A 19,557-nucleotide genomic window follows, 5' to 3' on the forward strand; every position below is an offset into this window, starting at 1 on the left:
TTAGTTAGCCTGGACGGCGGGTTTGAAGCCCAGAGCGTCCTCTTCACCCAGACGCACGTCCAGGCACAGGCTCTGCATTTCCTTCATCAAAACGTTGAACGACTGCGGCGTTCCCGCCGAGAGCGTGTTGTCGCCCTTGACCAGTTGCTCGTAGATCTTGGTGCGGCCCTGCACGTCGTCGGACTTGACGGTGAGCAGTTCCTGCAGGGTGTAGGCGGCGCCATAGGCTTCCAGCGCCCACACTTCCATTTCCCCGAAGCGCTGGCCACCGTATTGAGCCTTACCCCCGAGCGGCTGCTGGGTGATGAGGCTGTACGGGCCGACCGCACGGGCGTGGATCTTGTCCGCCACAAGGTGGTTGAGCTTGAGCATGTACATGCGGCCAACCACGACCTCCTGGTCGAAGGGATCGCCGGTGCGACCATCGTAGAGCTGGGCCTTGCCGGATTCCGGCAGGCCGGCTTCCTTCAGGTAACCGCGCACGCGGGCTTCCGGGATACCGTCGAAGATCGGAGTGGCTACGTGGATGCCGAGCTTGTCACAGGCCCAGCCGAGGTGGGTCTCAAGAATCTGCCCGACGTTCATACGCGAAGGCACACCCAGCGGATTCAGGCAAATCTGAATCGGGGTACCGTCGGCGAGGTACGGCATGTCTTCCTCGGGAACGATCTTGGCGACAACGCCCTTGTTCCCGTGGCGACCGGCCATCTTGTCACCGACCTGGATCTTGCGCTTGGCGGCGATGTAAACCTTGACGTTCTTGACCACGCCGGCTTCGCCTCCGTCGCCAAGCTCGATGCTCTCGACCTTGCGCTCGCGCTCGTTGTCCAGCTCGTCGAACTTCTTCTGGTAGTTGTCAACGATCTCCATGATCTTGATCCGAACCGGAGACGGATCGATGGAGATGTTGCGCGAAACGGCGGCCAGGCGGCGCAGCAGGGTCTTGGTGATCTTGCGGTTGGCCGGGATGATGACCTCGTTGGTCTCGCCGTTGATGACGTCCAGCGGAATTTTTTCCCCGAGCAGGATGTTCGAGAGAGCCTCGGTCAGGTCTTCGCGGAGCTTGTCGGCCTGAGTGCGGAATTCCTCGTTGATCTTCTTCTGCTGGCGGCGGCGGTCGGAGGGAGAGAGCTTCTCCTTTTCGCGATCCACACGGCTGGAAACCTTCACGTCCATGACGATACCGGCGCAGCCGGAGGGCACGACGAGCGAGGTGTCCTTCACGTCGGCAGCCTTTTCACCGAAGATGGCACGCAGGAGCTTTTCTTCCGGGGCCAGTTCGGTTTCAGACTTCGGCGTGATCTTGCCGACGAGGATGTCGCCCGGCTTGACCTCGGCACCGACGCGGATGACACCGTCACGGTTGAGGTTCTTGAGGGCCTCGTCACCGACATTCGGGATGTCACGGGTGATTTCTTCCGGCCCGAGCTTGGTGTCGCGGGCGGTCACTTCGAACTCTTCGATGTGGATCGAAGTGAAGACGTCCTCGTGGATGAGCTTTTCGCTGATCAGGATAGCGTCTTCGAAGTTGTAACCGTTCCACGGCATGAAGGCTACGAGCGCGTTGCGGCCAATGGCGAGGTCGCCCTGGTCGGTGGAAGCGCCGTCGGCCAGCACTTCGCCCTTCTTGACCTTCTGGCCCTTCTTGACGATGGGCTTCTGGTTAAAGCAAGTGGCGGCGTTCGAGCGGAGGAACTTGCGCAGTTCGTAAAGGTAGATGCCCTTCTTGGGATCGGACTTGGTCGGCAGGCGCGAAGGCAGGCTGCCGTCTTCGGTCACGATGATGCGCTTGGCGTCGGCGGTGGCGACTACCCCGTCGATATCGCTCAGGATAACGGTGCGGGAGTCGGCGGCTACACGGGCCTCGATACCGGTGCCCACGAAGGGGGCTTCGGTCTGGAGGAGCGGAGCACCCTGGCGTTGCATGTTCGAGCCCATGAGCGCGCGGTTGGCGTCGTCGTGCTCCAGGAACGGGATCAGGCCGGCAGCCACGGAAACGAGCTGCTTGGGCGACACGTCCATGTAGTCAACGTCGCTCGGCTCGGCTTCGTACACTTCGTCGAGGCGGCGAACGGTGACGCGACCGGTCAGCTTGCTGGTCTTCTCGTCGATGATGGAGTTGGCCTGCGCGATGACGTGGTTTTCCTCCTGATCGGCGGTCAGGTAAACAACGTCCTGGCTGACCTTGCCATCTTCGACGGTACGGTACGGCGTCTCAATGAAGCCGAACTCGTTGATCCGCGCGTAGGTGGAAAGCGAGTTGATCAGACCGATGTTCGGGCCTTCCGGCGTTTCAATCGGGCAAATCCGGCCGTAGTGCGAGGTGTGAACGTCGCGGACTTCGAAGCCGGCGCGTTCACGGTTCAAACCGCCGGGTCCGAGGGCGGAAAGACGGCGCTTGTGGGTCAGCTCGGCCAGCGGATTGATCTGGTCCATGAACTGGGAGAGCTGGCTGCGGGCAAAGAAGTCGCGGATAACCGTGGAGAGCGCCTTCGGGTTGATCAGCTTCTGCGGCGTGATCGAGTCAACGCTCTGATCGTACAGGGTCATGCGCTCTTTAACAAGACGCTCGGTGCGGGCCAGGCCGATGCGGCACTGGTTGGCCAGCAACTCGCCGACCGTACGCACACGGCGCGAACCAAGGTGGTCGATGTCGTCGATGATGCCGTCGCCCTGCTTGAGGCGGCAAAGGTAGCGGGTGGCTTCCGTGATGTCCTCGACGTTGATCGTGCGCTCTTCCAGATCGGTGCTCAGGTGGAGCTTCTGGTTGATCTTGTAGCGACCGACGCGGCCGAGGTCGTAGCGCTTCGGGTCCTGGAACAGGCGCTTCAGGAGGGCCTTGGCGTTGGCCACCGTCGGCGGCTCGCCGGGGCGGAGGCGCTTGTAAATGTCGCGAAGGGCTTCCTCCTCGTTGCGGGTCGGGTCCTTCTTGAGCGAGCGGATGATGGCACCGTCGTCAACCGTCGTGTCGATGACCTTGACCTCGTTCAGCCCGGCCTTTTCGAAGGCGCGGATGATGGTCTTGGTCAGCGGCTCGAAGGAGCGCGCCAACACGACGCCACGCTCGGCGTCCACGATGTCCTCGACGAGCACCAGGCGGGAGACGTCCTCCATCTTGAGCGCCTTCTTGATGTCGAGGTCTTCGAGGGTGTAGAAAAGGTTGAGGATGTCGAAGTCCGTGCTGTAGCCCATCGCGCGCAGGAGCGTCGTGATGAGGAACTTGCGGCGGCGACGGCGGCGGTCCAGGTAAACGTAGAGCAGGTCGTTCTGGTCGAACTGCACTTCGAGCCAGGTGCCGCGGTCGGGGATGATGCGGAAGGAGTGCAGCATCTTGCCCGAAGTGTGGGCGGCCTCCTCGAAGCAGATGCCCGGCGAACGGTGCAACTGGGAGACGATGACGCGCTCGGCGCCGTTGATGATGAACGAGCCGCGCTCGGTCACCATGGGCAGCTCACCCATGTAAATTTCTTCGTCTTTGATGACATCCTCTTCGCGCAGGCGCAGCTTCACGTAGAGCGAGACCGAATAGGTCACCCCTTCGCGGATGGCCTGCATCTCCGTCATCTTGGAGGGCACGGCGTTGTAGGAAACATACTCCAGCGCGCAACGCTCGTCATAGCTCTGGATCGGGAAGACTTCGCGAAAGACGGCTTCGAGGCCGATGGGCTTGCGTTGGCTGGCAGGCGTGTCCAGTTGGAGAAATTCCTGGAACGAAACGATCTGGTTTTCGATCAGATTGGGAGGGCTGATAACCTCCTTGAGTTTGCCGAAGTTTTTACGGTCAATCATGGTTCTGCCTGGATGCTTGTTGTGTGTCGGTGACGTGCTCATCGCCGCCGGGACTACCCTGCCCTTTCACGCCTGGACAGCCTCGGGGAAGATCAGCGTTTAATGGGATGTTGTAAAAACGCAGAGAGCGGACCCGCCACTGGCGGGCCCGCTTTTCCACGGATTAAAAAGCTTGGCTAGCAATTTCGTTATCTTCGATAAACGGAATTTACTTAACTTCGACTTCGGCGCCGGCGTCCTTGAGCTTCTTTTCAAGATCAGCAGCCTCTTCCTTGGAGACGCCTTCCTTGATCGGCTTGGGAGCACCTTCGACCAGTTCCTTGGCTTCCTTGAGGCCCAGGCCGGTGATGCCGCGGACTTCCTTAATGACGGCGATCTTGTTGCCGCCGGCAGCCTTCAGAATAACGTCGAATTCGGTCTTTTCCTCGGCGGGAGCAGCCGCTTCAGCGGCCACGGGGCCAGCAGCAACGGCAACCGGAGCAGCGGCGCTGACGCCCCACTTTTCTTCCAGGTCCTTGACGAGGCCGGCGATTTCGAGAACGGACTGGCCCGAGAGCCATTCGATGACTTGATCCTTGGTGATGTCGCTCATGATGTTTCCTTGAATGACAGGTGATTTTTTAAGAGGCGCGCCTCCCTGCTCTGTTCTTTGGATACTCTTGTATCTTTTATTGGGTTTGTTTTCCGGAATGGAAAGGTTTGGCTTAAGCTTCGCCTCCTTCGGCGCGGACCTTGGCCTGCAGGACATTGACAAAGTCCTGCGGACCGGCAATCAGCACGCGCACCATCTGAGTACCGGGCTGCGTGAACAGGCCGAGCAGCTGGCTGCGGAGGGCTTCCAGGCTCGGGAGCTTGGAAAGGGCTTCGACGTCGTCGCGGGTGAGGGCCTTGTCCCCGAGGATACCAGTCTTGATATCGACCTTCTCCTTGTCCTTGAAGAACTTGAAGAGGACCTTGGCGACCTCGGAGGGGTTCGGCCCGCCAACCACGATCGCGGTCTGGCCGTTGAGGACGGACTCGTCCACCGGCAGTTCGCGGGCACGGGAAGCGACCTTGAAGATGTTGTTTTTGACGACGTGGAACTCGGCGTCCTTGGCAGCCAGGAGGCCGCGAAGCTGGGCCGTGTCTTCCACGTTCAGTCGGCTGAAGTCCGTCAGGAAGACGTACTCCGACTTGTCGAGGTGAGTGTTCACCTCATCGACGAGAAACTGTTTTTCGGGTCTCATGGCGCTTAGTTGAGGCTGAGGGTTTTCGTGTCGATCTTGACGCCGGGGCTCATGGTCGAGCTGATGGTGATGCTCTTGATGAACGCGCCGCCCTTGAACGACTCCGGACGGGCCTTGGCGATGCAGTCGAGCGCCGTGGTGGCGTTTTCGAGCAGCTGCTGGGCGCTGAAGGAGCGCTTGCCAACGACAACGGCGAGGTTGGCGGTCTTGTCCATCTTGTACTCGACGCGACCGGCCTTGACTTCCTGAATGCCAGTGGCGATGTCGTCGGTCACGGTGCCGGACTTCGGGTTCGGCATGAGGCCGCGCGGGCCGAGCACACGAGCGATTTTGCGCACTTCCTTCATGGCAGAAGGAGTGGCCAGGGCGACGTCGAAGTCCATCCAGCCTTCACTGACCTTGGCGATCAGGTCGTCCATACCGGCGTATTCGGCACCGGCGTCGAGAGCGGCCTGGGCGTTTTCGGTGAAGACGGCGACGGTCACCTTCTTACCGCTGCCATTGGGCAGGGAAACGGTGCCGCGGACCATCTGGTCGGACTGCTTCGGGTTGACGGCGAGGCGGGCGTAAATTTCCACGGTCTCGTCGAACTTGGCGGCGGGCATTTTCTGCAGGAGCTCAATGGCATCCTGAAGACCATGCGCGGCCTTGAGATTTCCGGCACTCTGCGCGGATTGCATGCGTTTGCTGACTTTGCTCATCATGTCCTCCTTACAGGTTAGTCAATGACTTCGATCCCCATCGAGCGGGCGGTCCCCTCGATCATGCGCGCGGCATGGGCGGGGTCGGTCGCGTTGAGGTCGGCCTTTTTGATTTCGACGATCTCCAGGATCTGCTTGCGGGTCACCTTGCCAACTTTTTCCTTGTTGGGGGTGCCGGAGGCCTTGGCGATGCCGGCGGCCTTCTTCAGCAGGACGGGAGCGGGCGGGCTCTTCGTGATGAAGGTAAAAGACCGGTCCGCGTAAACGGTGATGACGACCGGCAGGATCATGCCGGCTTCGCCCTTGGTCTTGGCGTTGAATTCCTTACAGAAGGCCATGATGTTGACCCCTGCCGAGCCGAGGGCCGGACCAACCGGCGGCGCCGGGTTGGCCGCACCAGCGGGCAGCTGTAAGCGTACGGTTCCTACTACTTTTTTAGCCATGGTATGTATGCGGTGTTAGCGAGCCGTCTTGATTTAAGACTCTTCCGCTCGTTCGACTTGCCAGTATTCCAGATCGACCGGGGTGAACCGGCCAAAGATGGAAACGGAAACTTTGAGGCGGCCGCGCTCCGGATCGACTTCGTCGATCTTGCCGATGAGGTTGAGGAACGGACCGTCGGTGATTTTGACCTCTTCGCCCACTTCGTAAACGACCTTGGGCTTCTCGACCCCTTCGGCCGCCTTGACCTGGTCGAGGATGGTGTTGACCTCGCTCTGCTTGAGCGGCGTGGGGCGGTCGTCTTCGCCGCCGAGGAACCCGATTACCCCCTGGATGCTCTTGACGAAGTACCAGGGCTTGTGCAGCAGCTTGCCGTACTCGTCGTACATGCGCATGCGGATGTACAGGTAGCCGGGATACAGCTTGCGGGTCTTCTGGCTCTTCTTGCCGTTCTTGACCTCGGTGACAACCTCGGTCGGCATGAGAACCTCCTCAATGTAATCCCCCATTTCCTCGACTTCGATGAACTTGTCGAGGTAGCGCTTAACCTTTCCCTCCATGTTGGAGAGGGTGTGAACGGCGTACCAGTGCAAACCGGCAAGTGAATGGGTGCTGGTCATGGGCGTCTAGGGGGTAAAGGTGCGGGGCTTAGCTGTTGCCGCGGACGAGGTCGCTGAAGAAGGCGACAAAGTTGAAGTTCGCGAAGTCAACCACGGCGATGTACACGCCAAGGAGGCAGACGGCGATGATGACAACGGCGGTCATCTCCTTCAATTCCTTGAAATTGGGCCAAACAGCCTTCTTAAAGACCTCGATACGGGTCTCCTGGAAAAAGAGGCGGATTTTGTTAAAAGGATTGGCCATTAGAGTGATGGGAAGTTTGAAGGTTTGAAAGTTTGAAAGTTCCGGGACGCCGTTGTCTCTGCCGTGATGACACCAGACCCTTCGGCCCGAAACTCTTAAACATTCAAACGTGTCTTTGCGTAAGTGGCAGGGCGGGAGGGATTCGAACCCCCAACTTGCGGTTTTGGAGACCGCTGCTCTACCAATTGAACTACCGCCCTACGCAAAAAGTTGCCTGTCTTTCTGTTAATGAAGAAGCCGGGAACCCTTTTCCAAGGGCCCCCGGCGAAAAAGCTCAGACGCGGGTGCGCCCTTACTGCACAATCTTGGTCACGCGACCGGCACCGATGGTGCGGCCACCTTCGCGGATGGCGAAGCGCTTGCCTTCTTCCATCGCGACGGCCTTCTGCAGCTCGAGGTTGATGGTAAGGTTGTCGCCCGGCATGACCATTTCGACGCCCTCGGGGAGGGAGACGACGCCGGTCACGTCGGCGGTACCGAAGAAGAACTGCGGACGGTAATTGGTGAAGAACGGCGTGTGGCGGCCACCTTCGTCCTTGGTCAGGACGTAGATTTCAGCCTGGGCCTTGGCGTGCGGCTTGATCGTGTTCGGCTTGGCGATGACCTGGCCGCGCTGGATCTTGTCCTTTTCGATGCCACGCAGGAGAAGGCCGACGTTGTCACCGGCCTGGCCCTGGTCGAGCAGCTTGCGGAACATTTCCACACCCGTGACGGTGGTCTTCTGGGTGTCGGCGAGACCGACGATCTCGACTTCTTCACCAACCTTGACCACGCCGCGTTCGATACGGCCGGTGGCCACGGTACCGCGACCGGTGATGGAGAAGACGTCTTCGACGGACATGAGGAAAGGCTTGTCGATGTCGCGCTCGGGCTCGGCGATGTCCTTGTCGATGGCATCCATGAGCTTGCCGATGGCTTCGGCACCGCCGGGCTTGCCTTCGAGGGCGGCGGTGGCGGAACCACGAACGATGGTGATGTTGTCACCGTCGTAGTCGTACTTGGAAAGCAGATCGCGGATTTCCATTTCGACGAGCTCGAGGAGCTCTTCGTCGTCGAGGAGGTCAACCTTGTTGAGCCACACAACGATGTTCGGCACGTTCACCTGACGGGCGAGCAGGATGTGCTCACGGGTCTGCGGCATGGGGCCGTCGGCGGCGGAAACCACGAGGATAGCGCCGTCCATCTGGGCAGCACCGGTGATCATGTTCTTGACGAAGTCGGCGTGGCCGGGGCAGTCAACGTGAGCATAGTGACGGTTGTCCGTCTGGTACTCGACGTGAGCGACAGCGATGGTCACGGTCTTGGTTTCGTCACGAACCGTACCCCCCTTGGCGATTTCGGAGTAGGGCTTGTACTCAGCCAGGCCCTTGTCGGCCTGGACCTTGAGGATCGCAGCCGTCGTGGTGGTTTTACCGTGGTCAATGTGACCGATGGTGCCCACGTTGACGTGGGGTTTCGTACGTTCGAAGGTTTCTTTAGCCATGTTGATGTTGAGTGTTTGAAGAGAAGCTGGAGCCCCAGAGCGGATTCGAACCGCCGACCTCGTCCTTACCAAGGACGCGCTCTGCCGACTGAGCTACCGGGGCCCGCAAAGAGGGACAAAAATGAAGGGCACGACATTGGGCACCTAAAAATCTACAGTCAACACTTTTAGTGATGCTTTTTTCGTTTTTTTGTCCGGAGCGGAAAAGAAAGAACCTTGATCAGATTTTTTCCGGACGCAAGGCCGGAAAGAGAATGGTATCGCGGATATTAGCGGCACCCGTCAACAGGATAATCAAACGATCTATGCCGACGCCCATACCGCCCGCCGGGGGCATGCCGTGCTCCAGTGCCACGAGGAAATCTTCGTCGAGGTTTTGCTTCTCCTCGCCGACCTGGGCCTCCAGCATGGCGCGCTGGAGGATGGGGTCGTTCTGCTCGGAATAGGCCGGGGCGATTTCCTGCCCGTTGATGGCCAGCTCGAAGATGTCCAGCGTGCCGTCGCCGCTCTCGTTGAGCTTGGCCAGCGGGATCAGCTCCTTGGGGATGCGGGTGACGAAAGTCGGCTGAATGAGCTTGGGCTCGACCATTTTTTCGTAAACGTCCTGAGTGATCTCGTAGTCGGCCAACTCGGGGTTGACCTCGATACCGAACTTCCGCGTCGCGGCCAGCTTGTCCTCCCGCGAGCGGGTGAACCAGTCGGCGTCGCCGGTGGCCTCCTTAACGAGGGTCGCGTACTCAACTTCGCGCCAGTTACCGGAAAGGTCGATCATGGTGTCGTCGTCGGCGCGCTTGATCTGGTAGGTGCCCAGGACGTTTTCGCAAATGTGGTGCAACATGCCACGGATCAGGTCCATCATGCCGCGGTGGTCCGAATAGGCCTGGTAAACCTCCAGCATGGTGAATTCCGGGTTGTGGCGGCGGGAAAGCCCCTCGTTACGGAAAACACGTCCCAGTTCGAACACCCGGTCGAAACCGCCCACGAGCAGGCGCTTGAGGTGGAGTTCGAGCGCGATCCGCAGGTAAAAGTCGCAGTCCAGCGCGTTGAAGTGCGTGATGAAGGGCCGGGCAGCGGCCCCGCCGGCCACACCGTGCAGGCTCGGCGTCTCGACTTCGAGAAAGTCCTTCTTCCACAGGTAATTGCGGATTTCCTGAATAATCCGGCTGCGGGTGATGAAGCGTTCGCGCGACTCCTGATTGGTAATCAGGTCGAGGTAGCGCTGACGGTAAATCTGCTCGCTGTCGGTGAGGCCGTGGAACTTCTCCGGGAGCGGGCGCAGGGCCTTGGAAACGAGCTTGTAGTCCTGTACCCGGACGGTGACTTCGCCCGTCTTGGTGCGGAAGAGCGGCCCGCGGACCCCGATGATGTCGCCCAGGTCGAGCTTCTTGAACTCTTCATTATAGAGGCCCTCCGGCAGCGCGTCGCGCTGGACGTAGAGCTGGATCAACCCGTCGCGGTCGAGGATCTTGACAAAGCTGGCCTTGCCCATGAGGCGGAAGGTGACGATGCGCCCGGCCACGGAGACCTCGGGGCCGTCCGGCGCGTGCGCGTCTTCGGAGTCGGCGGGCGGGAGCGTTTTCTCGAAATCCTCGTAGGCCACCAGCGCAGTCTTGGAGGTATGCGTCTGGTCCCAGTTGGCGCGGAAGGGATCGGTGCCCCGCTCCCGCATGTCCGCCAGCTTCTTGCGGCGCACGGCAATCAGGTCGCTCGTGTTGTCTGTCTGTGCTTCGCTCATGGGAAAAAGCGATGAGACTGCGCCTCCCGGCGGCATTTGGCAAATCGTTTTTCACGCGAACCGGCACCGGAAGGCGACTGCCGGACCGTTTTGAGCGTAACCCGTGAAGAAAATTCCGCGTCTTAACGATTGGCAAGTCAGGCTCACGTGATAAATCAGAAGCTATGACGTTCGAATCCGCCCCGGCCTGGATCATGCCGGACCTGACCGCGACCCCCAGCCTGCGAATCGGCTTTCTGGCACTGTGCGCGCTTTTCATCCTGCTGAGCATCCTCGACGGCCGCCGCGAAGGCCTTGGCCGAAAAAGCTTCGGCGTCATCGCGCTGATCGGCGGCATCTGCGTGGGCTACTTCGGGGCCGACTTCTGGGGCGCGCTCGCGGGGAAGTTCCTCCCCTACCCGCCAGCCGTGCTCCGGCTTTTCGGCGGAATCGGCGGTTTCCTGCTTTTCAGCGTGGGCTTCAGCCTGATCGGGATGTTTGTTTTTCGCCCCACCCGCAAGGTCGATGACCCCGAGCTCAAGCGCATGGTCGGCACCGGCGGCGCACTTGCCGGTTTCGTGCTGGGCGTGCTCAGCGTCCTGCTGATGCTCGTCATGGTCCGCGTCGTGGGGCAGTTCGGGGAGAGCTTCATCCGCGGCTACGGGCCAGTGCTGGAGGCCAACTCCCAGCGTGAAGACTCCGAGGAAGTCCCCGCCGAAGCCCAGCTCGCGCTGAACTCCCTCGGCTGGATCGCCCGCCTGAACGCCTCACTGGAAGGCCTGCCCGGTGAAGATCTCATCGCGCGTATCGATCCGATACCGGACAAGACTTATCGCGTCACAGACAAGGTGGTCCGCGTCATGAGCGACCCGGTGGCGCTGGACATTCTCGCCCGACAGCCGCAGACCCGCCGCCTGCTGGACGACCCCCAGGTGCAGGAACTTATCGCCGATGAAGAAATCGCCGCCCTGGCCCAACAGCGTGACCTTCAGGGCCTCATGAGCCACCCCAAGGTCGTTGCCCTCGCCCACGACGGCCAGTTTACCGCGCTGCTGGAAGAGTATGAGCTGGAAGCCGAACTGGACAAGGCACTCAACGCCCCGGCTCAAGCTCCAACCCCCTTCCCTGTCCCCAACCAACCGGAGCAGAACGACACGCCTCAAGTCATCATCATCGAGCCAGTCGAAGGCTCGTAATCGCGCAACGCAGGAAGCACATTTTCCGCTCGCGCGGCGCGGCTAGCTGCGCGAAACCTGCCGTATATTAAATAAAGAGACGCACACGGAGGCACAAAGGCACGGAGAGCAAGATTTCCTGACCCGGTTGAACAATCCGTGTCCATCGGTGCCCTCTGTGGTTTAATAAAGCTGGCAGTGTGACTCCGCTCAGGGGGCCGAATACGGCCAAGGGGTCAGGTTCCGGATGTAGCGGCCCGCGTCGAAACCGGAAAAGTACAGCTCCGTCCAGGGGTGGATGATGCACTCGCCTGAATCGTCTTCGGTCAGGCTGGTTTCAGCCGCGTAGGTCGAGTAAGCCACCCCGTCCACCAGCACATGATACCAGGGCTGGTTGCGTTCCGGCTGAGTCTGGTTCTGCTCGTACCACTGCTCGGAGGCACGGCACTTTTCGTCGAAAGCCACAATCACCCCCCGGTAGCCATAGCGGGCATGGCGAATCACCTGGCCGATAAGGAAACGCGGCTGCCGCCTGGTAAAAGCTTCTCTGGGTGCGATCATGGTCGGGCGAAAGACCTACCGGCGAACCAGCAGCCGGACAACGAAAAAAGCGAACGGCGCCACTTGGCCTGCAGGCGGTCCATGCCGGGGTCTGTTCAGATAAACGAAAACGGGCTGCGAAGCCACGTGAATGGTGCGATATGATTCCGGCGGAAAGGAACTCAGACGTATCCGCCCTCAATGGCTGCGGCAATCCTCGCAGACGCCGTAAAGCTCCAGCACGTGGCTGACATTCTCGTAGCCGAGATTTTTCGCGAGGGCTTCGAGTTTTTCGGCCTCGCAGAAGTCGAGCTTCTCCGCCCGGTGGCATTTGCGGCAGATGATGTGATGGTGGTGGTGGTTTTCAGCCACCAGTTCGTAAAGGGCTTTGCCGCCGGCTTCGAGGTTGAAACGCTGCACGATCCCGGCCTTCTCAAAGGCTTCCAGGCTGCGGTAGATCGTAACCAGGTCGGCCTTGTCCGAACCGACCAACTGGTGAAGCTGCTCCGCCGAAAGCGGTCTGGACTGCTCGACCAGCACCGCCAGCATGGCCTTGCGCGGCTCGGTGATCCGGTAATGCTCGCGTCTCAGGACATCGATGGCGTCGTCAATCCGGGGCTTTTCGTGTGCATGTGTCATACGATAGAAACGTTACCCCGTAATATGAAGCCATCCCCCCGGCTTGGCAAGGATCGGTCGTCTTTATTTGAGACGCGCCCCGGAGGGGGCCGGAAAACGAATCCTCAGGCCTTCGGGTGGATCATGTCTTTGGGGTCGAGGGCTTTGTCGATCTCGGCCTCGTCCATGAGCCCTTCTTCGAGCAGGACTTCCTTCAGGGTCTTGTTTTCGTTGTGGGCTTTTTTGGCCACGCGGGCCGCGTTGTCGTAGCCGATGTAGGGATTCAACGCCGTGACCAGCATGAGCGAACGCTCGACCAGTTCGCGACAGCGCTCCTTGTTGACCTGGATGCCCGCCACGCAGCGGTCGGCAAAGGTGTTCGCGCCGTTGGCGAGGACTTCCACCGAGTCGTGCAGGGCGTAGGCAATGGTCGGAATGGTCACGTTCAGCTCGAAGTGGCCGTCGCGCCCGCAGACCGCCACCAGATTGCTCATCGCAATCACGTAGTTGCTGAGCTGCACGATCATCTCGCTCATGACGGGGTTGACCTTGCCGGGCATGATGGAGGAGCCCGGCTGCGTCGGCGGCAGGCTCAGCTCACCCAGGCCGGAACGCGGCCCGGAGCCCAGCAGGCGGATGTCGTTGGCGATCTTGGTCAGGCTGGCGGCGATGGTCGCCAGCAGCCCGGCGACTTCCACGCAGTCGTCGCGCCCGCCCTGGGCCTCGAAGTGGTTATCGGCCTCGCGGAAGCCGATCCCGGTCTTTTCCCGCAGGACCTCGCAGACCATCCCCGGAAAGTCCGGGTGGCAGTTGATGCCCGTGCCCACAGCGGTTCCGCCAATGGCCAGCTCCTCCAGCCGGTCGATGGCGTCCTCGGCGCGGACAACGGCCTTCTGCATCTGGGCGGCATAGCCGGAAAACTCCTGCCCCAGCGACAACGGGGTCGCGTCCATCAGGTGAGTGCGGCCGATTTTGATAATGTCCTTAAAATCCTCGGCTTTGCCGTCGAGTTCCTCAAAGAGGTGGCGGAGCGCGGGCACGAGCTTTTCCTTGATCGCCACGGCGAGGCTGACGTGGAGCACCGTCGGGACGATGTCGTTGGAGGATTGCCCCATGTTCACGTCGTCGTTGGGGTGGACCGGTTTTTTCGAGCCAATCGGATTCCCGACATACTGGCAGACGCGGTTCGAGACGACTTCGTTCAGGTTCATGTTCGAGGAGGTGCCGCTGCCGGTCTGGAAAATATCCACCGGGAAATGCTCCGACAGCTTCCCGTCGATCACCTCCTGGCAAGCGCGCTTGATCAGCTCGGCCTTTTCCATCGACAGCCGCCGCAGCTTTTCGTTGGCGTCGGCGCAGGCCCACTTGACCAGCCCCAGTCCACGGATAAACCCCTCGGGCATCCGGTGGCCGCTAACCGGGAAGTTCAGCACCGCGCGCTGCGTTGAAGCACCGTAGAGGGCCTCGTCCGGCACCTCCATCTCACCCATGGAGTCTTTTTCGAGTCGCATAAGTAACGTCCATCCTACGCCCACGACCTGCCCTGCGCAACTCAAACCGCGCAATGAATGGCTTGGGAATTTGACCACCCACAGCGAAAGCATGCTACACAAATTTCTCCCTTAAAAATGAGAGATTTACCCTAAACAGCCTTGCTACGATGCGGGAAATCATCCATTGATGGATGGTAAAGAGCATGGACGCGTCCCTTTTGCCAAGCACGCCGCAGATTATCAAAAACATCGAAGAGGAACTGCGCCTCAACCAGGAAGTCTCCCAACTGAAAACCTCCGTGCGGGAGATGAAAACGCGTCTCCAGCAGCTCGAATCGTCGTTCACGCTGACCGAGCGCGTCGGCTTCGTCACGGAAGCCTCCGAAAACAAACGCCGAGAAATAAGCGCCCTGGCCACCGCCATTAACGGCCAGATCAGCGTCATCAAGGACCGGGCCGAACGCTGGAAAACGCTCTGCGCCGAGACGGAGCGCCTGCTCGAACGCTTCCTCAGCGAAAGCGACCAGGAATACCGCACCGGCGTGCGCGTGAAGGTCTTTTACCGCGACCTGCGCAAAAGCCTGGGCGACTTCCAGCAGGCGATCCTGGACTTCCTCAAAGGGCTCGGCCAGGCCCGTGCCGCCATGTGCGCGCAGTACGACGCCCAGAACCGAGCCTTTCACGCCAACGCCCACGAGCGCTTCGACGAGGCCGCCGCCAGCGGCCAGCGCGTGGACCGGGCCATCCGCCACTTCAACGACCTCGCCGACGGGCACACCGACGAGACCCGCCAGACCTATCTCAGCCACATCAGCCTGCCCCGGTTGACCATCCTTCACGCCCGCCAAAGCGTGCACACGATCCGCGAGCAGGACATCGCCACCGCCCACAGTCATATCGACGGGGCCATCGACCGGCTGGAGAAGTTTTTACAAACCGACCTCCCCGCGCTCGCCGAGCAGATTCGCGCCGCCGACAGCGAACACGACGAGACCACGACCCGCTACGTGGAGCAGTACTGGGAGCATCTGCGCCACCAGATCTGGCAGGAACTGCAGCGCGGCTCCACCCCCTCGCAACACGCCCGCTCCCGTCTGCGCCTGCGCCGACAACCCGACTCCGGCGACTCCCACCCCACCAGCCCCGCCCTCCAGAACGTGTAGGGTACGGGCAGTCAAGCCGACCTCCCATTTTCCGGGAAGTCCAAATGCTTTTCATCCCCCAACCTCTGCGCCTTGGCGTCTCTGCGGCGAATTCATCTCTTCATCTCCAAGGCGCAACAAAACGAGCAGAGGCAGGCCCTACCGCAAAATTTCGGTAAACCCGTCCTTGTAGGTCGGATAGGCGGGCTTCCAGCCAAGCTCGCGCTCGATCAGTCCGGCGTCGATGCGGCGGTCGGGCATCCGTCCGGCTTCCGAACGCCGTCCGCTGTCACGCGAACGGGCCTGATCCGGCGCGAAGACCGGCTCGGGTTGCCCGCACTGTTGAGCCAGCCAGCCGATGATCTCGCCCCGGGGAGCCGGGTGGCCGTCGGTCACGTTGTAAATCCGGTTCGCCACCTGGGCCGGAGCCTCGAACGCGGCGAAAACAGCCCGCGCGATGTCGTCGCGATGGATGAGGTTGAGCCAGGTTTCGCCCGAGCCGGGGAACTCGGTCTTACCGGCCTTGAGCATGTCCACAAAGTAGTGGCGATTCGGGCCGTAGATCCCCCCCAGGCGCAACGCGAACCAGCGGCTGAGGCCGGGCGCGCCCTTGAGCAGGTCTTCGGACTCCAGCAGGAGCGAGCCGGTCTCGGAAGCGTTTTCGGTTGGGGCGGTCTCGTCCACCCACTCGCCGTCGGCCTGCGGATAAACGCTCGTCGCGCTGGTGTAAACGTAGGTGCCGATGTGGCCCGTGGCGGCCCACTTGAGGATCGAGCGCTGGCCGTCGATGTACGACTTGCGGTAGCCGTCGATCCCGCCGCCGGCCGAGCTGACGCAGTTCAGGACGAAGTCCTGGTCCCGGTCAAATTTGTCGTGCCATGCGTCGCTGTCGAGATCGGCCACTTCGACTTGCGTCAGGCCGAGGGCGCGCAGGGCCTGCGCCTTCTCCGGGTTGCGGGTCAGGGCGCGGACCTGCCAGCCCTTGGCCAGCGCCTGCCGGGCGATTTCCGAGCCGACATAGCCGCAGCCGAAGATAACGAGTGTGGGTTGGTGAGGGAGAGGTTTTGAAGACATGGGGATACTGGGATTCCGGGTCTGGTGAGAGAAGATACTACCCCTTTAAAGCATCTGCCGCCGATGGCAAGCCGCGTTCAGCTTTCGTCGGAATCCTTCATCCGCTTGGCTGGGCGGCGGAACTTCGGCTTGGGGCGGGCGACAGCGGAGTCGTCACCCGAAGCGGTATCTTCCCCTTCAGCCTCGGCCCGCAATTCGGCAACCTCAGCCGCCGGTTCCCCGGTGTAGGCGGCGTCCTCGTCCGCGACCGGTTCCTCGTCTTCGAGGATCTCCTGCACCTCCATGGTGGAGGGAGCAATCCGGGCCTTGCGGAAGGCGGGCTTCATCACGATACGGGCGGCCTTGCGACCGGCTCCCTGATAGAACCCGTACGCGATCAGCACGACCGTCACCAGGTCCACCATGTTCAGCAGGAACGGATAAAGCGAACTGCTCGGCAGGAAGCGCGAGAGCAGATTCAGGAACGGGTAGAGGAACCACCCGCAGGCGATGACCAGCACGATCACCGTCACGCCCCGCCGGAGGTTTTCCGGCACGTCATCCTCCGGCAGCGAACCGAGGGTGAAAAACAGCATCACGATCAGGCTGGCCGAACACGTGAACGACCCCAACGCGAACACGAGTTGGAGCCCCTGCGACACGCTGGCGAGGTTCGACAGCGCGATAAAGAAGAAGACCCCGGCAGCCATGCCGAACATCACCACGTACACCGGCAAGTCCTTTTTCGCCACATGGATCAGGCGCGAGAGCATGACAAAAAGGAACGGTGCCAGGAAGGTCCAGCAGGCCCCGCGCACGACCAGGTTATAGGTGTCGGAGTGCCCCGAGAGGAACTCAGCGAAGCTGGACTTGGCGACGAAAAAGCTCCCCGCCAACACGAACAAAAAGATCCCGAAGCCCACCATCTCCCCGAAGTGGACCTGCGCCCGCCGCCGGAATGCCTGCGCGAGGAAAAACACCCCCAACAGGCCGAAGAGCACGAGATCGACCAGAAACGACTGGTACGTCAGCTTGTCGAAGGGCGTGATCGTCAACGGCTCGGACGACGCCTCGACCACCGCCGTGGCGGTGGACTCCGTCGCCTGACCGGAAAGCACCGGCGTCCAATCGTCCACCTCCGTGCTCACCGGGGGGAGTTTATCTACTAAAACCGCTTTTTCTGCCATAAACCGAAGGGGTTAATGCCCCACTCAAACGGCCAGAACCCCCGATATCCAGCGCGAATTCCGCTTTTACCGGATGTTACAGGCGCATTTAGGGGACAGACCTCATCCCTTGGCCGGCCATCCGACCCAAAGCCGTTCGGTGTAGTCAACTCAGGCCTAGCCTAGTGTCGTGTTAGCTAAGTTCTTAACAAATGTTAATGGCCACAAAAAGGCACAAGAAGCACAGAAAACTTCGTGGATACAGAGTTCGCTCTGCGTCTTTGCGCCTCTGCGGTGAAAATATTTTTATCAGGAACTAAGCTAACGGGACACTAGTGTTGTGTCTTCAAATTACGGAGCGAGTCCACGCAGGTTGGTTTTGAGCATGTTTTTCGGCTTTCGAGGCGAGGCAATTCAAGAATTGATTCGCCTTCGGCTCAGGGCTTCGCCCCAAATACTGCGTATTTGTCCATCTGCGCTTCGCTCCGTTCCGAGCCGAGGAAACGAAAAACGGGCCAAAATCCGGCCAAGTGGGCGACGTGAGATAATTTGAAGACACGACCTAACCCAGGCGACCTACTCTTCCGCCACCCGATGCAAGACGAAAAACCACACCTCATCCTTACCGATACACGGCATGGTGGCCAGCGGCAGCTCTTCCGGCAGATTCTGTTTCGAGCTGGTTTCCCGTGTGGAGAAAAGGGGCACGGGAATCGGCGATCCGGCTGCCAGCGGCAACCACTTATCCAGCGTGACGAGGCTGAGCTTTATCTCACCCTGGCCGCGACCACGGCCATCCTCGCGCACCTCAGCCGTAAACCCGACCTGCCGCTCCTCGAACTCCGACGGCTCGCCGGACTCATCCAACGCCGTGGCGTAGGACAAGGTCCACGACTGGTCCAGCGACCAGAGACCCGGCTCCGCCTGCTCCAGTTCCCCGTAGGCAAGGAGCGTGAGACCTTTGCCACCCATGTCGGCCAGGGCTTGCCCGGCCAGACGCGTGTAGGCATCCGGATCCGGCCCGCTATAAAACTCCGGCAGCGAGTACAGGGTCATCATCTTTCCATCCTCAACCGGAACAGTTTCTGCCTTCACGGCGTCCATATCATAGCCCTGAGCCTCCATCCACGGCCAATCCACAATAAAAAAATACGCCCTGAACGTGTCAGCACGCAGCGTGGAGAGGCAAGCGATGAGGGCAACAGCCCACAGCAGGCAACGATGGTTTCTCATGGGTATCACCCCATCGTAGGGCAATCCATCATCCCAGCGCAAGCAAACGCTCCTGCACCCGGGGCTTGTCCGCCGGGTAGGTCACGCCGAACCATTCCCCGCTCGTCGGCAGGACCGTGCAGCGGGCGCGCCCGGCGCGGATGAGGTCGTCCACCACGGTCGGGATGTAGCACTCGGACTTGAGTTCCCCGCCGTGGGCTTGCAGGAATTCGCAAAAATGCTCCTCCAGCACCGCGAAGAGCGCCGGAGTGAAGCCCCAGAAATTCATCGACACCGGCGCGTCGAGCGGGATCTCCACCCGCTCCCCGGCGAGGTTGTTACCGCGCACGTTGCCGTCGTCCTCCTGCCGGATGTCCGTGTGTTCCTCCACCGTTTGCAGGAAAGGGCCGTCGAGTCGGCAGACACCGCGGTTGACGCTCCCGTGGGGCGAGAGGGTGTTTTTCAGCGGGTAACCGACCATGCACAGTTCGCCCGCCTCGGCGGGGTCGAGCGTGCGCAGGTGCGCGAGGATGCGCGCGTAGGCATCGGCCCCGTAATAGTCGTCGGCATTGATCGCGATAAAGGGATCGTTCACCACCGCGCGGGCGGCGCGGATCGCGTGAGCCGTGCCCCAGGGCTTCGTCCGCCCCTCCGGCACGATGTACCCGGCGGGCAGGTCCCCCAACTCCTGAAAGGCGTATTCCACCTCCATCAGCGCGGTGGCCTTCTCCCCCACCCCTTGCCGGAAAGCCTCGGCAAAGTCCCGGCGGATGACGAAGACCGCTTTCCCGAAGCCCGCCGCCGCCGCGTCGCGCAGCGAATAGTCGAGCAGCGTTTCGCCATTGGGCCCCATCGGGTCGAGTTGCTTGAGACCGCCGTAGCGGCTGCCCATTCCGGCGGCGAGGACGAGGAGAGTCGGTTTCATAAAAAAGCGGCAGGG

At 61.0% G+C, this 19,557-nt stretch carries 18 protein-coding genes and 2 tRNA genes; 2 read left to right on the top strand and 18 right to left on the bottom strand.

What is annotated here, in order from left to right; translation table 11 throughout:
* The 11 genes from rpoB to lysS all read right to left on the bottom strand — a co-directional run bounded on the left by rpoB (window position 1) and on the right by lysS (window position 10,239).
* Window positions 1–3,789 (bottom strand): DNA-directed RNA polymerase subunit beta, encoded by a 3,789-nt coding sequence (gene rpoB / locus H5P28_RS03555; protein WP_185674340.1) that lies wholly within the window; start codon window positions 3,787–3,789, stop codon window positions 1–3.
* Window positions 3,790–3,997: 208 nt separating this feature from the next.
* Entirely contained in the window at window positions 3,998–4,381 is a 384-nt protein-coding gene (rplL, locus tag H5P28_RS03560) for a 50S ribosomal protein L7/L12 (protein WP_185674341.1), read from the bottom strand.
* A gap of 112 nt (window positions 4,382–4,493) precedes the next feature.
* Entirely contained in the window at window positions 4,494–5,015 is a 522-nt protein-coding gene (gene rplJ / locus H5P28_RS03565; protein ID WP_185674342.1) for a 50S ribosomal protein L10, read from the bottom strand.
* Between the two features lie 5 nt (window positions 5,016–5,020).
* Window positions 5,021–5,719, bottom strand: coding sequence for a 50S ribosomal protein L1 (gene rplA / locus H5P28_RS03570; protein ID WP_185674343.1), 699 nt, complete (start codon window positions 5,717–5,719; stop codon window positions 5,021–5,023).
* A 14-nt stretch (window positions 5,720–5,733) separates the two neighbouring features.
* Window positions 5,734–6,159 carry a 50S ribosomal protein L11 gene (gene rplK, locus H5P28_RS03575; protein WP_185674344.1) on the bottom strand — a complete coding sequence of 142 codons (426 nt, stop codon included), beginning with the start codon at window positions 6,157–6,159 and terminating at the stop codon, window positions 5,734–5,736.
* Window positions 6,160–6,192: 33 nt separating this feature from the next.
* Window positions 6,193–6,777, bottom strand: coding sequence for a transcription termination/antitermination protein NusG (gene nusG, locus H5P28_RS03580; protein ID WP_185674345.1), 585 nt, complete (start codon window positions 6,775–6,777; stop codon window positions 6,193–6,195).
* A gap of 28 nt (window positions 6,778–6,805) precedes the next feature.
* Window positions 6,806–7,021, bottom strand: coding sequence for a preprotein translocase subunit SecE (gene secE / locus H5P28_RS03585; RefSeq protein WP_185674346.1), 216 nt, complete (start codon window positions 7,019–7,021; stop codon window positions 6,806–6,808).
* 124 nt (window positions 7,022–7,145) lie between these two features.
* A tRNA-Trp gene (locus tag H5P28_RS03590) sits at window positions 7,146–7,221 on the bottom strand.
* A gap of 92 nt (window positions 7,222–7,313) precedes the next feature.
* Window positions 7,314–8,504: an elongation factor Tu gene (gene tuf / locus H5P28_RS03595; protein ID WP_185674347.1), complete on the bottom strand. Its 1,191-nt coding sequence runs from the start codon at window positions 8,502–8,504 to the stop codon at window positions 7,314–7,316.
* Window positions 8,505–8,531: 27 nt separating this feature from the next.
* Window positions 8,532–8,607, bottom strand: a tRNA-Thr gene (locus H5P28_RS03600).
* A gap of 117 nt (window positions 8,608–8,724) precedes the next feature.
* A complete protein-coding gene (gene lysS, locus H5P28_RS03605) occupies window positions 8,725–10,239 on the bottom strand; it encodes a lysine--tRNA ligase (protein ID WP_185674348.1) in 1,515 nt (504 codons plus the stop codon).
* A gap of 164 nt (window positions 10,240–10,403) precedes the next feature.
* On the opposite strand from lysS, the gene H5P28_RS03610 reads away from it, so the two are divergent.
* The gene (locus tag H5P28_RS03610) at window positions 10,404–11,414 is read left to right on the top strand and encodes a CvpA family protein (protein WP_185674349.1); all 1,011 of its coding nucleotides are present in this window, start codon (window positions 10,404–10,406) and stop codon (window positions 11,412–11,414) included.
* Window positions 11,415–11,603: 189 nt separating this feature from the next.
* Here H5P28_RS03610 and hspQ read toward each other — a convergent pair whose 3' ends face one another.
* The 3 genes from hspQ to H5P28_RS03625 all read right to left on the bottom strand — a co-directional run bounded on the left by hspQ (window position 11,604) and on the right by H5P28_RS03625 (window position 14,062).
* Window positions 11,604–11,954, bottom strand: coding sequence for a heat shock protein HspQ (hspQ, locus tag H5P28_RS03615; RefSeq protein WP_185674350.1), 351 nt, complete (start codon window positions 11,952–11,954; stop codon window positions 11,604–11,606).
* A 177-nt stretch (window positions 11,955–12,131) separates the two neighbouring features.
* The gene (locus H5P28_RS03620; RefSeq protein ID WP_185674351.1) at window positions 12,132–12,572 is read right to left on the bottom strand and encodes a Fur family transcriptional regulator; all 441 of its coding nucleotides are present in this window, start codon (window positions 12,570–12,572) and stop codon (window positions 12,132–12,134) included.
* 104 nt (window positions 12,573–12,676) lie between these two features.
* Entirely contained in the window at window positions 12,677–14,062 is a 1,386-nt protein-coding gene (locus H5P28_RS03625) for a class II fumarate hydratase (protein ID WP_185674352.1), read from the bottom strand.
* A 185-nt stretch (window positions 14,063–14,247) separates the two neighbouring features.
* Between H5P28_RS03625 and H5P28_RS03630 the strand changes: the two genes are divergently transcribed.
* Window positions 14,248–15,207: a hypothetical protein gene (locus H5P28_RS03630; RefSeq protein ID WP_185674353.1), complete on the top strand. Its 960-nt coding sequence runs from the start codon at window positions 14,248–14,250 to the stop codon at window positions 15,205–15,207.
* A 138-nt stretch (window positions 15,208–15,345) separates the two neighbouring features.
* Here H5P28_RS03630 and H5P28_RS03635 read toward each other — a convergent pair whose 3' ends face one another.
* From H5P28_RS03635 to H5P28_RS03650, 4 genes are all read right to left on the bottom strand, one after another.
* Window positions 15,346–16,260: an NAD-dependent epimerase/dehydratase family protein gene (locus tag H5P28_RS03635; protein WP_185674354.1), complete on the bottom strand. Its 915-nt coding sequence runs from the start codon at window positions 16,258–16,260 to the stop codon at window positions 15,346–15,348.
* 77 nt (window positions 16,261–16,337) lie between these two features.
* Window positions 16,338–17,426 (bottom strand): hypothetical protein, encoded by a 1,089-nt coding sequence (locus H5P28_RS03640; RefSeq protein ID WP_185674355.1) that lies wholly within the window; start codon window positions 17,424–17,426, stop codon window positions 16,338–16,340.
* A gap of 555 nt (window positions 17,427–17,981) precedes the next feature.
* Window positions 17,982–18,638 carry a hypothetical protein gene (locus tag H5P28_RS03645; protein ID WP_185674356.1) on the bottom strand — a complete coding sequence of 219 codons (657 nt, stop codon included), beginning with the start codon at window positions 18,636–18,638 and terminating at the stop codon, window positions 17,982–17,984.
* Between the two features lie 28 nt (window positions 18,639–18,666).
* Window positions 18,667–19,542: a nucleotidyltransferase family protein gene (locus H5P28_RS03650; protein WP_185674357.1), complete on the bottom strand. Its 876-nt coding sequence runs from the start codon at window positions 19,540–19,542 to the stop codon at window positions 18,667–18,669.
* Window positions 19,543–19,557 lie beyond the last annotated feature (15 nt).

The sequence above is a fragment of the Ruficoccus amylovorans genome, from assembly GCF_014230085.1.
Classification (GTDB): domain Bacteria; phylum Verrucomicrobiota; class Verrucomicrobiia; order Opitutales; family Cerasicoccaceae; genus Ruficoccus; species Ruficoccus amylovorans.

Bases quoted from the DNA above. Each gene is read 5' to 3' on its own strand.
- tuf (WP_185674347.1), bottom strand. From the start codon at position 8,504: ATGGCTAAAGAAACCTTCGAACGTACGAAACCCCACGTCAACGTGGGC.
- H5P28_RS03625 (WP_185674352.1), bottom strand. From the start codon at position 14,062: ATGCGACTCGAAAAAGACTCCATGGGTGAGATGGAGGTGCCGGACGAG.
- rplA (WP_185674343.1), bottom strand. From the start codon at position 5,719: ATGATGAGCAAAGTCAGCAAACGCATGCAATCCGCGCAGAGTGCCGGA.
- H5P28_RS03630 (WP_185674353.1), top strand. From the start codon at position 14,248: ATGGACGCGTCCCTTTTGCCAAGCACGCCGCAGATTATCAAAAACATC.
- H5P28_RS03610 (WP_185674349.1), top strand. From the start codon at position 10,404: ATGACGTTCGAATCCGCCCCGGCCTGGATCATGCCGGACCTGACCGCG.
- H5P28_RS03650 (WP_185674357.1), bottom strand. From the start codon at position 19,542: ATGAAACCGACTCTCCTCGTCCTCGCCGCCGGAATGGGCAGCCGCTAC.
- H5P28_RS03635 (WP_185674354.1), bottom strand. From the start codon at position 16,260: ATGTCTTCAAAACCTCTCCCTCACCAACCCACACTCGTTATCTTCGGC.
- rpoB (WP_185674340.1), bottom strand. From the start codon at position 3,789: ATGATTGACCGTAAAAACTTCGGCAAACTCAAGGAGGTTATCAGCCCT.
- secE (WP_185674346.1), bottom strand. From the start codon at position 7,021: ATGGCCAATCCTTTTAACAAAATCCGCCTCTTTTTCCAGGAGACCCGT.
- lysS (WP_185674348.1), bottom strand. From the start codon at position 10,239: ATGAGCGAAGCACAGACAGACAACACGAGCGACCTGATTGCCGTGCGC.
- H5P28_RS03645 (WP_185674356.1), bottom strand. From the start codon at position 18,638: ATGAGAAACCATCGTTGCCTGCTGTGGGCTGTTGCCCTCATCGCTTGC.
- H5P28_RS03620 (WP_185674351.1), bottom strand. From the start codon at position 12,572: ATGACACATGCACACGAAAAGCCCCGGATTGACGACGCCATCGATGTC.
- rplK (WP_185674344.1), bottom strand. From the start codon at position 6,159: ATGGCTAAAAAAGTAGTAGGAACCGTACGCTTACAGCTGCCCGCTGGT.
- nusG (WP_185674345.1), bottom strand. From the start codon at position 6,777: ATGACCAGCACCCATTCACTTGCCGGTTTGCACTGGTACGCCGTTCAC.
- hspQ (WP_185674350.1), bottom strand. From the start codon at position 11,954: ATGATCGCACCCAGAGAAGCTTTTACCAGGCGGCAGCCGCGTTTCCTT.
- rplL (WP_185674341.1), bottom strand. From the start codon at position 4,381: ATGAGCGACATCACCAAGGATCAAGTCATCGAATGGCTCTCGGGCCAG.
- H5P28_RS03640 (WP_185674355.1), bottom strand. From the start codon at position 17,426: ATGGCAGAAAAAGCGGTTTTAGTAGATAAACTCCCCCCGGTGAGCACG.
- rplJ (WP_185674342.1), bottom strand. From the start codon at position 5,015: ATGAGACCCGAAAAACAGTTTCTCGTCGATGAGGTGAACACTCACCTC.